Here is a 14,072-nt window from a genome sequence, read left to right as displayed (position 1 = left end):
CGCCCGGTTACATTCCGAACCCGGAAGCTAAGCCTCACAGCGCCGATGGTACTGCAGGGGGGACCCTGTGGGAGAGTAGGACGCCGCCGAACAATTCTTCGAGAGAAGCCCCCGCCGGGTGAACCGGACGGGGGCTTCTCTGTTGTATGGTCAACGTGCATTGTCCTCACACGGTACAGGAGGCCCCCGGGTGGAGGTCCAGGAGACGCGGGTCCAGACCGATCGCGTCCTCACCATCCCCAACCTGCTGAGCATGGGCCGGCTGGTCGGCGTTCCGCTCTTTCTCTGGCTCATTCTGTGGCCGGTCTTCGGGGGGCCCAACAATGACGGTTGGGCGTTGCTGATCCTGATGCTCAGTGGAATCAGCGACTACCTGGACGGAAAGCTCGCCAGGCGGTGGGGGCAGATCAGTCGGGTGGGCCAGCTGCTGGACCCGCTGGCCGACCGGCTCTATGTGCTGTCCACGCTGGTCGGATTGACCTGGCGTGAGATTCTGCCGTGGTGGCTGACGGCGATTCTGCTGGCCCGGGAGGCGTTCATCGCCGCGCTGCTGCCCATTCTGAACAAGCACGGCTACGGGCCGCTGCAGGTGAGTTTCCTGGGGAAGGCCGCCACCTTCAACCTGATGTACGCGTTTCCGCTCCTGCTGCTCGGCAGTGTGGACAGTTGGATCGCGCGGCCGGCCGAGGTGGTGAGCTGGGCCTTCATCTGGTGGGGGACCACGCTGTACTGGTGGGCGGCCATTCTGTACGCGGTTCAGGTGCGGCAGATCATCAAGGGGCGTCCGGCGGGCTCGGCGTCCGCAGTCTGAGACGTGATCTGAGAGAAGCCCCACGCTCCACCGGTGCGTCGGACGATACCTTCCGGGTAGAGAACCCTCTGGAACGGTTTGATGGACCTGCTGGTCCACCACCGCGAAGGAGGACGCACCCGTAATGAAAGCCGTTGTAATGGCAGGGGGCGAGGGCACTCGACTCCGCCCGATGACCTCCAGCATGCCGAAGCCACTGCTTCCGGTCGCCAATCGGCCGATCATGGAGCATGTGCTTCGGCTGCTGAAGCGGCACGGCCTCTCCGACACCGTGGTCACCGTGCAGTTCCTGGCGTCACTGGTCAAGAACTACTTCGGTGACGGTGAAGAGCTGGGCATGCATCTGACCTACGCCCACGAGGAGACACCTCTGGGCACGGCGGGCAGTGTCAAGAACGCCGAGGACGCGCTCAAGGACGACTCCTTTCTGGTGATCTCCGGTGACGCGCTGACCGACTTCAATCTCTCCGAATTGATCGACTTTCACCGAAGCAAGGACGCGCTGGTCACCGTCTGCCTCACCCGGGTGCCGAATCCACTGGAGTTCGGTATCACGATCACGGACGACGACGGCAGGGTCGAGCGCTTCCTGGAGAAGCCGACCTGGGGGCAGGTCTTCTCCGACACGGTGAACACGGGTATCTACGTGATGGAACCCGAGGTCTTCGACTACGTCGCGGCGGGTGAGTCCGTCGACTGGTCGAGCGACGTCTTCCCCCAGCTGTTGAAGGAGGGCAAGCGGGTCTACGGATACGTCGCCGAGGGCTACTGGGAGGACGTCGGCACCCACGAGAGCTACGGCAAGGCCCAGGCGGACGTCCTGGAGGGCAAGGTCGAGGTCGAGCTGGACGGGTTCGAGATTTCGCCCGGAGTCTGGGTCGCCGAGGGGGCCGAGGTGGACCCCGAGGCGGTGCTCCGCGGGCCGCTGTACATCGGGGACTACGCCAAGGTCGAGGCCGGCGTCGAGATCCGCGAGCACACCGTGCTGGGCAGCAACGTGGTCGTCAAGCGCGGCGCGTTCCTGCACAAGGCCGTGGTGCACGACAACGTGTACGTCGGGCCGCAGAGCAACCTGCGGGGCTGCGTGGTCGGCAAGAACACCGATGTGATGCGGGCCGCGCGGATCGAGGACGGTGCGGTGATCGGGGACGAGTGCCTGGTCGGCGAGGAGTCGATCATCGGGGCGAACGTCCGGGTCTACCCGTTCAAGACCATCGAGGCCGGTGCCGTCGTCAACACCTCGGTGATCTGGGAGTCGCGCGGGCAGGAGCACCTCTTCGGCCTTCGCGGCGTGTCGGGCATCCTGAACGTCGAGATCACCCCGGAGCTCGCCGTCCGGTTGGCCGGGGCCTACGCGACGACGCTGAAGAAGGGTGCCACCGTCACCATTGCGCGTGACCACTCGCGTGGTGCCCGTGCGCTCAAACGGGCGATGATCTCGGCCCTGCAGACCTCGGCGATCGACGTCCGCGACCTGGAGAACGTGCCGATGCCGGTGGCCCGGCAGCACACGGCCCGGGGGAGCGCGGGCGGGATCTTCCTGCGGACCACCCCGGGGGTGCCGGATTCGCTGGACATCCTGTTCTTCGACGAGCGCGGCGCCGATCTCTCGCAGGCCGGGCAGCGCAAGCTCGACCGCGTCTACGCGCGCCAGGAGTACCGGAGGGCCTTCCCGGGCGAGATCGGGGACCTGACCTTCCCGTCCAGCGTCTTCGATTCCTACGCGGGCAACCTGCTGCGGGCGGTGGACACCACCGGGGTCCGGGAAGCCGGGCTGAAGGTGGTGGTGGACACGGCGCACGGCAGTGCGGGCCTGGTCCTGCCGAGCATCCTCGGCCGGCTCGGGGTGGAGGCGCTCACCGTCTCCAGCGGGCTCGACGAGGCGCGGCCGACCGAGGACGCGGAGACGCGACGGGCCGGGCTGGCCAGGCTCGGCGAGCTGGTGGCCTCCTCACGGGCAGCCTTCGGTGTCCGGTTCGACCCGGTCGGTGAGCGCGTCGCGTTCGTGGACGAGCTGGGCCGGGTGATCGACGACGACCGGGCGCTGCTGGTGCTGTTGGACCTGGTGGCGGCGGAGCGACGCAGCGGTCAGGTGGCGCTCCCGGTGACCACGACGCGGATCGCCGAGCAGGTTGCGGCGTACCACGGCACCCAGGTGATCTGGACCACGACGACCCCGGACGACCTCGCGAAGGCGGCATCCGCCGAGGGCACGGTGTTCGGCGGGGACGGGCGCGGCGGCTTCGTGGTGCCCGAGTTCAGCGGGGTGCTGGACGGGGCCGCGGCCTTCGTCCGGCTGGTCGGCCTGGTGGCGCGGACCCAGCTCACGCTGAGCCAGATCGACGCGCGGATCCCGCAGGCGCACATCCGGCGCCGGGACATCGCGACGCCCTGGGCGGCCAAGGGCATGGTCATGCGCTCGGTGGTGGAGGCGGCCGGCAGCCGGCGGCTGGACACCACCGACGGTGTCCGGGTGGTCGAGGCGGACGGGCGCTGGACGCTGGTGCTGCCCGATCCGGCCGAGGCGACCACCCACCTGTGGGCGGAGGGCCCGGACGACGAGGCCACCGAGGCGCTGCTGGACGAATGGGCGGCGGTGGTCGAGGGCGCCGGGCGGTGACGACCCGGAGCCGGTGACGGTACGGCCCCGATCGGCGGGGCGCACGGCATCGTTCGTGCGCCCCGCTGTCCGATTTCACCTCATTCGGAATAATCCGCCACTTCCGTCATGTGTGCGCCGTGTGTGCAGCTCAGGGGCCGTGCACGGGCCCCCTCGTCGTCGTGGGACGATGGTCCGCATGCCAGCAACGCCGACGCCGAGTGCCCCGAACGGGCGGTACAACCGCCCGGACGCCTCGATGTCCCTGCTGACCAACGTGATGGACCACAGCCTGGACGAGGGCTACGCCGAAGCGGCCGCCGCGCGGGGCGGTGCCCACGACAGCCGGATACCCGGAACGCTCCGGGGACTGCTCACGCTGGGCGCGGGTCTGGCGCTGGTCGGAGCGGTGGTGACGGTGGGCGCGGTGAACGCGCACAAGGCCGAGCCGTCGCTGGCCAAGGAGCGGGACGCGTTGATCCACCGGATCAACGACAGCAACACCGCGGCCGACCAGATGCAGAAGCAGGTGCAGGAGCTGCGGCGCAAGGTCGACAGCACGCAGCAGCAGGCGCTCGCCTCGGGGGAGGGCGACACGGGCGGTCTGACCGGCGCCGTGGGGCTGGGCGAGGTCACCGGGCCGGGCATGAAGCTGGTCCTGGAGGACGCCGCGGGGACGGGAGCGGGCGGCAACGTCGACCCGCGGGCGGGGCAGGGCTTCTCCAACAGCGGCCGGCTGCGGGACCGCGACCTGCAGCTGGTGGTGAACGGACTGTGGGGGTCGGGGGCGGAGGCCGTCGCGATCAACGGGCAGCGGCTGACCGCGCTCTCCGCGATCCGGGCCGCGGGCGAGGCGGTGCTGGTGGACAACCGGCCGCTGGTGCCGCCGTACAGCATCCAGGCGATCGGGGACGGGCCGAAGCTCCTCACCGCCTTCGAGAACGACATGGCCGGGCAGTACCTGCGGCTGCTCCAGGAGAAGTACGACATCAAGTCGACGCTCTCCACGCAGAAGAGCCTGACGCTGCCGGCGGCGGTGGGGGTGACGCTGCGGACCGCGCAGCCGGTCACGCCCGAGTCCTCGTCGGCCGCGAGCCCCCCGGCCACGCCTGCGGCGGGCGGAACGTCCTCAGCCGGCCCCGGAACTCCGGAGAGCCCGGGCGCGTCCGTCTCACCATCGGCCCCACCGGCTTCACCATCCGCTTCACCAACCGCGACCAGCGGTGGTCCGACCCCCAAGCGGCGTCCGTCGACCGGAACCGCCAAGACCACGACAGGGACAGGAGCAGCCAGACCGTGATTGCCGTACTGGGTCTTGTGATCGGGGTGGTTGTCGGCCTCTTCGTCCAACCCGAGGTGCCTGACGCCGTCGTGCCCTACCTGCCGATCGCGGTGGTCGCGGCGCTCGACGCGGTGTTCGGCGGTGTCCGGGCAATGCTCGACGGGATCTTCAACGACAAGGTGTTCATCGTCTCGTTCCTGTCGAACGTGGTGGTCGCGGCACTGATCGTCTTCCTCGGTGACCAGCTGGGCGTCGGCTCGCAGCTGTCCACGGGCGTGGTCGTCGTCCTCGGCATCCGCATCTTCTCCAACGCGGCCGCGATCCGGCGCCATGTCTTCCGTGCCTGAGTCGGGCCGCACGGCGGCGGAGGAGGAGCGGGAGCCGGAGGCGCCGGTGGCCGCGCGGACCGCTGAGCGGACCGTCGGGAAGCCGCCTGCGCAGCCGGACCGGAGGACGGCTGAGGAGAGGACCGAGGAGACGGCCGGGAAGGCCGTCGAGGAGGTCGTCGAGGCGCCCGGGCCGGAGACGGGCGCGGACACCCGGCCGGCTGCTCCGGCGGACGCCGACGGGTGTGCCGAGGATGCCGGGGCGGCACCGGCGGAGGAGGAGCCCGACGCTGAGACTGAGCTTGAGGCCGCCTCGACGCCCGAGCCGACGCTCAGGTTGCTGAAGCCGGTCCTGCCGGAGCGTTCACCCGGGCCGGAGCGCGCGCCCGAGTCGCCGGCCCGGCCGGTGCCCGCGCCCGGGCCGGCCGCCCGGGCCGCTGCGGCCGTCGAGCCCGCGCCCGCCGTCGAGCCCGCGCCCGCCGTCGAGCCCGCGCCCGCCGTCGTGCCGGAGTCCGAACCCGAGCCGGAGTCCGAGCCCGAGCCGGTCGCGGAGGAGGCCGTGGCGCAACCGCCCGCCGCCGTGGACCGCAGCGCCGGTCGGCGGCGCCTGCAGGCGGCGCTGTGGCCGCCGCGGTTGTCGCGCGGACAGTTGGTGGTGGCGCTGCTGCTGTTCTCGCTCGGCCTGGGGCTCGCGATCCAGGTGCGGTCGACCAACGACCACCACAGCCAACTGCGCGGGGCCCGCCAGGAGGACCTGGTGCGGATCCTCGACGAACTGGACAGCCGTCAGCAGCGTCTCCAGCAGGAGAAGGCGGAGCTGGAGCAGTCCCTGGCGAAGTTGGAGAACAGCTCCAACCAGGCCAAGGAGGCCCAGGAACAGACCAGGAAGAAGGTGACGGAACTCGGTGTTCTCGCCGGTACCGTCAAAGCCACTGGTCCGGGCATCGTACTCACGGTCGATGATCCCCAAGGGCAGGTGAAGGCAGATATGCTGCTGGACACCCTGCAGGAACTTCGAGCGGCGGGGGCGGAGGCGATTCAGATCAACGATGTGCGCGTGGTGGTCAACACCTACTTCACCGACCTGTCGGGCGGTGGGGTGCAGATCGACGGGAAGAAGGCCTCGCAGCCCTATCGGTTCACCGTCGTGGGGAACCCGCAGGATCTGACACCCGCGCTGAACATCCCGGGAGGTGTCGTCCGCACGCTGGAGAGCCACCAGGCGCGGGCGACGATCACCCAGCAGCAGAAGGTGGTCGTCGACGCCCTCGCGGATCCGAAGACGCCGCAGTACGCCAAGCCGGCATCGAAGTGACGAGGCGTCCGACGAACGGCCCGTCAGGGGTCGGCGGCACCCGCTGCGGGGCGTCGCCGTCACGTGGGCGAGACTGGTTCACACCAGTACGCTCCGGAGCAACAACCGCAGCACCAACTGTCGGAGTGCCACTCCAGCGGGCCCGAGCCGCAACCGGTTTCGCAGCCCGTCCGAGGTTCTCACCCTGCCCCGCGGGCGGGTCTGTCACACGCAAGGGGATTCGCCCGTGAGTTTCTTCTCGAAGTTGTTCGGTCGCAACAAGGACCGTGACGCCGCCGCCGTCGAGGCGCCCACCGCGCGCCACCGCCGGCCGGAGGACGAGCCCGCGGTGCCGGGCATGCGACCCGCCCCCGAGGCCGCTCCGTACGCCGGACAGCAGTTGTTCCGGGACGGCGGCGCCGCCCAGTACGCGGGGAATCAGGCGGGCTACGGCGCGTCGGTTGACCCCTCCGGCGACCCGCGCATAGGTTTCCCGTCAGGACCCTCAACCTCTGGTGGAGGGTTTGCCCCGGACCCGTACGCCGGGCACAACCCGTCGGGTGTGCCGCGCCAGGAGGCTGTGAACATGGCTGGCTCCTCTCCGTGCCCCAGGTGCGGCAACCAGAACCCGGCCTCGGCCCGGTTCTGCTCCAACTGCGGCACCGCCCTGCGCGGCGGTCTGCTGCCCGAGGGGGCGGCGGAGACCACGTCGACCATCTCCATCTCCGGCCTGGAGTCGTACGACCCCAACACCACGACCGGCACCGGTGCCACGCCGGCCCTGTCGGCCGAGGTGCTGTCGGCGATCGACGCGCTGCCGCCGGGCTCGGCGCTGCTGATCGTGCAGCGCGGCCCGAACTCGGGCAGCCGGTTCCTGCTCGACTCCGACGTCACCACGGCGGGGCGCCACCCGCAGGGTGACATCTTCCTGGACGACGTCACGGTCTCGCGCCGCCACGTGGAGTTCCGCCGCACCCCGGCCGGCTTCAGCGTCGCGGACGTGGGCAGCCTCAACGGCACCTACGTGAACCGGGAGCGGATCGACGAGGTGTCGCTGAACAACGGCGACGAGGTCCAGATCGGGAAGTACCGGCTGGTGTTCTTCGCCGGCCACAACCGGGGGTACTGAAACCAACGTCGGCAGGAGCCCGAGTGAATACGAATACCCCTTCCTCTTCTCTCGGGGCGGCCACCCCAGTCCCGTCCGGTCCGCAGGCGGACCGCGGCGGGCGCGGGGTGGTCGCGGGCCCCAGGCAGCCGGTCCGCGCGGAGCGGCCCGCCGGGCGGCGCCGCGGCGGTGACGAACTGCTGAGCATCGGCGCGGTGCTCGCCTTCCTGCGCGACGACTTTCCCGAGGTCACCATCTCCAAGATCCGCTTCCTGGAGGCGGAGGGGCTGGTCGAGCCGCAGCGCACGCCCTCCGGGTACCGCAAGTTCAGCCCGGCCGACGTCGAGCGGTTGGCCTACGTCCTGCGGATGCAGCGGGACCACTACCTGCCGCTGCGGGTGATCCGCGAGCACCTGGACGCCATCGAGCGCGGCGAGAGCCCGCCGGCGCTGCCCTCCGCCGACACCCGGCTCGGACCGGTGGAGGAGGCGGACCGCGAACTGGTGGCCTCCGCCGACGTCCCGTCCGGGGTCCGGCTGGGGCGCGCCGAGCTGCTGGCCGCCGCCGAGGCCGGCGAGCGGGAACTCGTCGAGTGGGAGTCCTACGGGCTGGTCGCGCCGGGCCCGGACGGCGGGTACGACGGCGAGGCGCTGCAGGTGGCACGGCTGGTCGCGGAGCTCGGCCGGTACGGCCTGGAGCCGCGACACCTGAGAGCCATGAAGGCGGCGGCGGACCGCGAGGTCGCGCTGGTGGAGCAGGTCGTGGCACCGCTGCGCCGGCACCGGAACCCGCAGACCAGGGCCCACGCGGAGGCCACCGCGCGGGAGCTCGCGACGCTGTCGGTGCGGCTGCACGCCGCAATGGTCCAGGCCGGTCTGCGGACCCGCGGGTAGCCGTACGAACGGCCTCCGGACACCGGGGGCACCGCGCTGACCAGCGGCGTCTGCTCTGCGCTTTCATATCCGGGACCGGAGCCATAGGGTTGCCTGTGTGAATGAGCTCGACGTCGTGGGTGTCCGAGTGGAGATGCCTTCCAACCAGCCGATCGTGCTGCTGCGGGAGGTCGGGGGAGATCGCTACCTGCCGATCTGGATCGGCCCCGGCGAGGCGACCGCGATCGCCTTCGCCCAGCAGGGCATGACGCCGGTGCGCCCGCTGACGCACGACCTGTTCAAGGACGTCCTGGAGGCGCTCGGCCAGCAGCTCACCGAGGTGCGGATCACCGATCTGCGGGAGGGCGTGTTCTACGCCGAGCTGGTGTTCGCCGGCGGCGTCGAGGTGAGCGCCCGGCCGTCCGACGCGATAGCGCTCGCGCTGCGGACCGGCACGCCGATCTACGGGAGCGAGGAGGTGCTCGCCGAGGCGGGCATCGCGATCCCGGACGAGCAGGAGGACGAGGTCGAGAAGTTCCGGGAGTTCCTCGACCAGGTCTCGCCCGAGGACTTCGGGGGCGGCGGCCCGCAGTAGCGGGGCCGCGACTACGGCTGTTCGGCTCATTCGTTTTGCCAAAAACCGTCGACCTACCCACACTAGGGGCACGAAAAACCACTCTCCTGAGTGACGTGGTTTGTCTGGCCCGGCGTGGCGATCGTTGACGGGTCATAGGGGACTGCCTACCGTCAGGAGTGGCTGTCCGGGTGGCCGATGCCCGCAGTCGGGTTGCCCGCAGCACAAGTGGACGGAGGCAAGCATGAGCAGCACCGGCGATGACGCGGCCGTGGGAGGCCTGTGCGCCGTGCACGTGCCGCGCACCGCTCGCACCGTCACGGACCTGTCCCGGGTGGGCAGGTTCCCGGCCGTGCAGCCGGGGCAGCCCGCCATCGAGCGGCTGGCCCCGACATCCGAACTGATCGGCTACCGCGGCCCGACGGCCTGCGCGGCGGCCGGCATCACCTACCGCCAGCTGGACTACTGGGCCCGCACCGGGCTGCTGGAACCCAGCGTCCGGACGGCGTACCCGGCGACCAGCCAGCGGCTCTACAGCTTCCGCGACGTCCTGCTGCTCAAGATCGTGAAGCGGCTGCTCGACGCGGGCGTCTCGCTGCAGAACATCCGGGTCGCCGTCGCCCACCTGCAGGCCGCGGACCAGGCCGACCTGGCCGGGATGACGCTGATGTGCGACGGCGCGACGGTGTACGAGTGCGCCACTCCGCAGCAGGTGGTCGATCTGCTGAAGGGCGGTCAGGGGGTCTTCGGCATCGCGGTGGGAGCGGTCTGGCGGGAGCTGGAGCTCACCCTCGGGCGGCTGCACGCCGAACGCACGGACACCGGCGAGACACTGGTCGGGCAGGACCCGGCCGACGAACTCGCCCAGCGGCGCAACCGGGCGGTCTGAGCACCGACTTCGACGGGGCCGCGGGCCCGGACGGGGAACCGTTCGGGCCCGCGGCCTCGTCGTGTTGCCTGGAAACGATCGAGGGAGGGGCACGTGGGGGTCGGCACCGGGATATCGGGGCTGCTGCGGCGCAGGGCCGGACTGCTGGGGACACGGCTGCGGCAGCGGCGGACGCAGCGCAGGGTGTTCCAGGTCGGGACGGTGCTCTGCACGCTCGCACTGGCACCGAGCGCCTGGGTGTGGATCTCGGCGGGCGACCGGGTCGGCACGGTGGAGAGCGCGCCGTCCGCGCCCGTCGCGGTGGTCTTCGGCGCCGGGCTGGACCAGGGCAAGCCCTCGCCGTACCTGGAGCACCGGCTGGTCGCGGCGGTCGACCTGTACCGCGAGGGCAAGGTCCGGGCGATCCTGGTGACCGGCGACAACGGGCGGGTCGAGTACGACGAGCCCGACGCGATGTTCACGTACCTGACCGGGCACGGGGTGCCCGCCGAGCGGGTGGTCCGGGACTACGCCGGCTTCGACACGTGGGACTCCTGCACCCGCGCGCACCGGATCTTCGGGGTGGACCGGGCCGTGCTGGTCAGCCAGGACTTCCACGTCCGGCGGGCGCTGGCGCTCTGCGAGGCGGCGGGCATCCGGTCGTACGCCGTCGGGGTGCCGGAACTGCACGACGAGACCTGGCTGTACGGCGGGCTGCGGGAGGTGGCCGGGGCGGGCAAGGCGGCGGTCAACGCCTGGCTGCGGCCGGACCCGGTGTTCCTCGGCCCCAAGGAGGACGGCATCCCCGAGGCGCTGGCGAGCGCGGCGGCCAAGCAGCCGTAGGCGGGCGGCCGGGCGGGGCGTCCGGCCGGGTTCGTACGCACTGTCGGACCCGTACGCGATGATCGGCGGGTGCGATCACTGCCGAGCATCATCCACCTCGACATGGACGCCTTCTTCGCGGCGGTGGAGCAGGCGGCCAAGCCGAGCCTGCGCGGCAAACCGGTGATCGTCGGCGGGCTCGGCGGGCGGGGGGTCGTCTCCACGGCCTCCTACGAGGCACGGAAGTTCGGGGTGCACTCGGCCATGCCGATGGCGCAGGCGCGGCGGCTCTGTCCCAACGCGGCTTTCCTGTCGGGCCGTTTCGAGGCCTACCGGCAGGTCAGCGAGACCGTGATGGGCCTGCTGCGGGAACTGTCGCCGCTGGTGCAACCGCTCAGCCTGGACGAGGCCTTCGTGGACCTGGAGGCCGGTCCGTACGGCCCGGTGCTGGCGGAGACGGACCACGACACCGGCGAGCGGCTGGTGCTCGCGCTGGCGGAGGACCTGCGGGCCGACATCCAGCGGCTCACCGGACTGACCGGTTCGGTGGGGGCCGCCGGGTCCAAACTGATGGCCAAGATCGCCTCCGAGCAGGCCAAACCGGACGGCCTGGTGCTGATCGAGCCCGGGCAGGAACGGGCCGTGCTCGGGCCGATGCCCGTGCGGGCGCTGCCCGGGATCGGGCCGGCCACCGAACAGGTGCTGCGCAGGGCCGGGCTGAACACCGTCGCCGACCTCGCCGAGGCGGGCGAGACGGAGCTGGTCCAGCTGCTCGGACGGGCGCACGGCGCCGGGATCCACCAGATGGCGATAGGACTGGACGAGCGGCCGGTGGTGGCCGACCAGGACGCCAAGTCCGTCTCGGTGGAGGACACCTACGAGGTGGACCTGGCCGACCGGGAGCGGGTGCTGCGCGAGGTCGAGGCACTGGCCGCCCGGTGCGTGCGGCGGCTGCGAGCGGCCGGGCGCTCGGGGCGGACCGTGGTGCTCAAGGTGCGGCGGTTCGATTTCTCGACGCTGACCCGCTCGGAAACGCTCGGCGGACCCACGGACGACGAGTCCGTGATCACCGCGACCGCACGACGGCTGGCCGAGCAGGTGGACATCACCGGCGGGGTCCGGCTGCTCGGCGTCGGTGTCGCCCAACTCGCCGACTACACCCAGGAGGACCTGTTCGCGCAGGCCCTGCGGGAGGAGGCGGCGGAACACGCGGAGGCGGCGGAGGAGGTCGAGACCGCCGAGGAGGAGCCGGAGGCCGTCACGGTGCGGCGGTGGATGCCCGGACAGGACGTCCAGCACGCGGAGTTCGGGCCGGGCTGGGTGCAGGGCAGCGGCGTCGGGAGGGTCACCGTACGGTTCGAGACGCCCTGGAGCGGGCCCGGGAGAGTGCGGACCTTCGCGGTGGACGACCCGGCGCTGGAGCCGACGCGGCCGCTGCCGCTACGCCAGGACGAGGACCCGGACCCGGACACGGACGGCGGGGCGGACGACGGGCGCTGAGGGGGCGACGGGGGCGAGGGGGCGCCGAGGGGCGGGGGGACGACGGGGGCGGGAACACGAAAGCGGCCCCACCCGGTGGGGGAGTACCGGGTGGGGCCGCATCACCGTGCCGGGCCCCGTACGTTCGTGATGCCCTCGCGACGTACGGAGACCGGGGCCCCGCGCCCTGTCCCTGAGCGCGGGGGCCGGACGCCTCGTCAGGCGTCGGTCTTCACCAGCTCGTCGCTGGAGTCCTGCTGGGCCGAGCCCCCGACGACGGTCAGCGGAGCGGCCGACTTGGCACCGCGGATCAGGAACGGGACGACACCGGCGACCACGCAGACCACGGCCGCGACCCAGAACGCGTGCTTGTAGGCGTCGAGGGTGGGCAGCGTCAGCGGGATCTGCGGCGGCAGCTTCATGGTGTCGCCGGTCAGGATGGCGGCCATGACGGCGGTGCCGATCGCGCCACCGACGGTGCGCAGCACCGAGTTCATGCCGTTGGCGATACCGCTCTGCTCGACCGGGACGGCGCCGTTGATGTAGGCCGGCATCGCGGCGAAGGCGAGGCCGACACCGAGGCCGAAGATCGCCGAGGCGGTGTAGATGTCGCCCTCACGGCTGTGCCGCAGGGCCAGGTAGGCCATCGCGACGGCGCCGAGGACACCACCGAGGACCAGCGGCAGACGCGGGCCGCGGCGGGCGATCAGCAGGGCGCCGAGCGGCGCGGCGACCATCGAGCCGATCGCGGACGGCAGCAGCATCACACCGGCGTGCAGGACCGTGGCGGTGAAGCCGTAGTGGGTCAGCTTCTCCGGGGTCTGGGCGAAGTTGCTGATGACCATGAACGAGCCGTACATGCCGAAGCCGATGAGCAGGCCCGCCAGGTTGGTGAAGGCCACGGCCGGGCGGGACATCATCTTCATGTCCACCAGCGGGTGCGCGACCTTGGTCTCGATGACGCCCCAGACCAGGGCGACGACGGCGGCGACGGCGAACAGACCGAGGGTCTTGGTGGAGGTCCAGCCCCAGTGGTTGCCCTGGCTGACCGCGACCAGCAGTGCGGAGAGCCAGCCGGCCAGGGTGAGGGCGCCGAGCGGGTCGGCGCCGCCCTCCTTGTCGGTGACCGGGTCCGACGGGACGCGGAAGGCGACCAGGGCGATCGCGATCAGGCCGAAGACCAGGCCCATCCAGAAGATCGACTTGTAGTTCCAGTGCTCCAACAGGACACCGGTGGCCACCAGGCCGAGGCCGGAGCCGACACCCATCGAGGCGCTGATGGCGGCGACGCCGCCGGTCACCTTCTGCTTGGGCAACTCGTCGCGGACGATGCTGATCGCCAGCGGCATGACGCCACCGCCGGCGCCCTGCAGGACGCGGGCGACGACCAGCCAGGTGAACGAGTGGGTGCTGACGGCCAGCGCCGAACCGGCGACCAGGCCCGCCAGCGAGATCAGCAGCATCGGCTTGCGGCCCCGGAGGTCGCCGAAGCGGCCAAGGAGGGGAGTCAGCACGGCTGCGGAGAGCAGGTTGGCGGTCATCAGCCAGGTGACGCTGGAGGCCGAGACGCTCAGTTCCTTGGCCAGCGAGGGCAGGATCGGGACGACCGCGGTCTGCACCACGCTGAACGACAGCATCGCCAGGATGAGGGCCGGCAGGACCCGGGCGCTGCTCTGCTTCTCGGCCGCGGTGGTGGGCTGGGGTGCCTCACTCACGGTTGCTTCCTCCCGTACATAGTGAATGAACTGAAGTAACCATGCAGGGAGATACTTCAGAGTGTCAAATATCGAGTGGTTAAGCTTTGGCAAAGGGGAAGAGTCGGGGCTTCCGGGGGCGCCTGTGGTGGGCTGCGGGTGCGGGGTGGGGGGGCCAGCGGCGGGCGGTCGGGGGTGGTGCGGTGGGCGGGGGAAGAGTCGGGGCTTCGGGTGGCGCCTGTGGCGGGCTGCGGGTACGGGGTGGGGGCGCCGTCCGCGGGCGGTTGTGGGGGAGGGGGGTCGGGGGGAGAGGGGCCGGGGCCTGGGGGAGGGGCCCCCCCCC

12 protein-coding genes and 1 rRNA gene are annotated in these 14,072 nt (G+C 71.3%); 12 read left to right on the top strand and 1 reads right to left on the bottom strand.

Going from position 1 to position 14,072, the window contains the following annotated elements:
• From rrf to ACFV0O_RS40510, 12 genes are all read left to right on the top strand, one after another.
• A 5S ribosomal RNA gene (gene rrf, locus ACFV0O_RS40565) occupies nucleotides 1-92 on the top strand; the annotation flags it as partial.
• A 98-nt stretch (nucleotides 93-190) separates the two neighbouring features.
• Nucleotides 191-811 carry a CDP-alcohol phosphatidyltransferase family protein gene (locus tag ACFV0O_RS40560; protein ID WP_380349800.1) on the top strand — a complete coding sequence of 207 codons (621 nt, stop codon included), beginning with the start codon at nucleotides 191-193 and terminating at the stop codon, nucleotides 809-811.
• Nucleotides 812-935: 124 nt separating this feature from the next.
• Nucleotides 936-3,431: a sugar phosphate nucleotidyltransferase gene (locus ACFV0O_RS40555; RefSeq protein ID WP_380349797.1), complete on the top strand. Its 2,496-nt coding sequence runs from the start codon at nucleotides 936-938 to the stop codon at nucleotides 3,429-3,431.
• Nucleotides 3,432-3,609: 178 nt separating this feature from the next.
• Nucleotides 3,610-4,710 (top strand): DUF881 domain-containing protein, encoded by a 1,101-nt coding sequence (locus ACFV0O_RS40550; RefSeq protein ID WP_380349795.1) that lies wholly within the window; start codon nucleotides 3,610-3,612, stop codon nucleotides 4,708-4,710.
• On the top strand, nucleotides 4,707-5,039 hold the full coding sequence (locus ACFV0O_RS40545; RefSeq protein WP_030062488.1) for a small basic family protein: 333 nt from the start codon (nucleotides 4,707-4,709) through the stop codon (nucleotides 5,037-5,039). The genes ACFV0O_RS40550 and ACFV0O_RS40545 overlap by 4 nt, the downstream gene beginning before the upstream one ends.
• Nucleotides 5,032-6,333, top strand: coding sequence for a DUF881 domain-containing protein (locus tag ACFV0O_RS40540; RefSeq protein WP_380349791.1), 1,302 nt, complete (start codon nucleotides 5,032-5,034; stop codon nucleotides 6,331-6,333). The genes ACFV0O_RS40545 and ACFV0O_RS40540 overlap by 8 nt, the downstream gene beginning before the upstream one ends.
• Before the next feature lie 226 nt (nucleotides 6,334-6,559).
• A complete protein-coding gene (locus ACFV0O_RS40535) occupies nucleotides 6,560-7,441 on the top strand; it encodes an FHA domain-containing protein (protein ID WP_360257985.1) in 882 nt (293 codons plus the stop codon).
• Nucleotides 7,442-7,620: 179 nt separating this feature from the next.
• Nucleotides 7,621-8,313: a MerR family transcriptional regulator gene (locus tag ACFV0O_RS40530; protein ID WP_380349803.1), complete on the top strand. Its 693-nt coding sequence runs from the start codon at nucleotides 7,621-7,623 to the stop codon at nucleotides 8,311-8,313.
• Between the two features lie 97 nt (nucleotides 8,314-8,410).
• A complete protein-coding gene (locus tag ACFV0O_RS40525) occupies nucleotides 8,411-8,887 on the top strand; it encodes a bifunctional nuclease family protein (RefSeq protein ID WP_030062493.1) in 477 nt (158 codons plus the stop codon).
• A gap of 223 nt (nucleotides 8,888-9,110) precedes the next feature.
• Complete coding sequence (locus ACFV0O_RS40520; RefSeq protein WP_360257987.1) at nucleotides 9,111-9,755, top strand: MerR family transcriptional regulator; 645 nt, start codon at nucleotides 9,111-9,113, stop codon at nucleotides 9,753-9,755.
• Between the two features lie 93 nt (nucleotides 9,756-9,848).
• On the top strand, nucleotides 9,849-10,577 hold the full coding sequence (locus ACFV0O_RS40515; RefSeq protein WP_380349786.1) for a vancomycin high temperature exclusion protein: 729 nt from the start codon (nucleotides 9,849-9,851) through the stop codon (nucleotides 10,575-10,577).
• Nucleotides 10,578-10,646: 69 nt separating this feature from the next.
• Nucleotides 10,647-12,056, top strand: coding sequence for a DNA polymerase IV (locus ACFV0O_RS40510; protein ID WP_380349783.1), 1,410 nt, complete (start codon nucleotides 10,647-10,649; stop codon nucleotides 12,054-12,056).
• A gap of 197 nt (nucleotides 12,057-12,253) precedes the next feature.
• Here ACFV0O_RS40510 and ACFV0O_RS40505 read toward each other — a convergent pair whose 3' ends face one another.
• Entirely contained in the window at nucleotides 12,254-13,750 is a 1,497-nt protein-coding gene (locus tag ACFV0O_RS40505; protein WP_380349780.1) for an MFS transporter, read from the bottom strand.
• Nucleotides 13,751-14,072 lie beyond the last annotated feature (322 nt).

The organism is Kitasatospora sp. NPDC059577 (assembly GCF_042735475.1).
Taxonomy (GTDB): Bacteria; Actinomycetota; Actinomycetes; order Streptomycetales; family Streptomycetaceae; genus Kitasatospora.
This window is presented reverse-complemented; position numbering and strand designations above follow the sequence as displayed.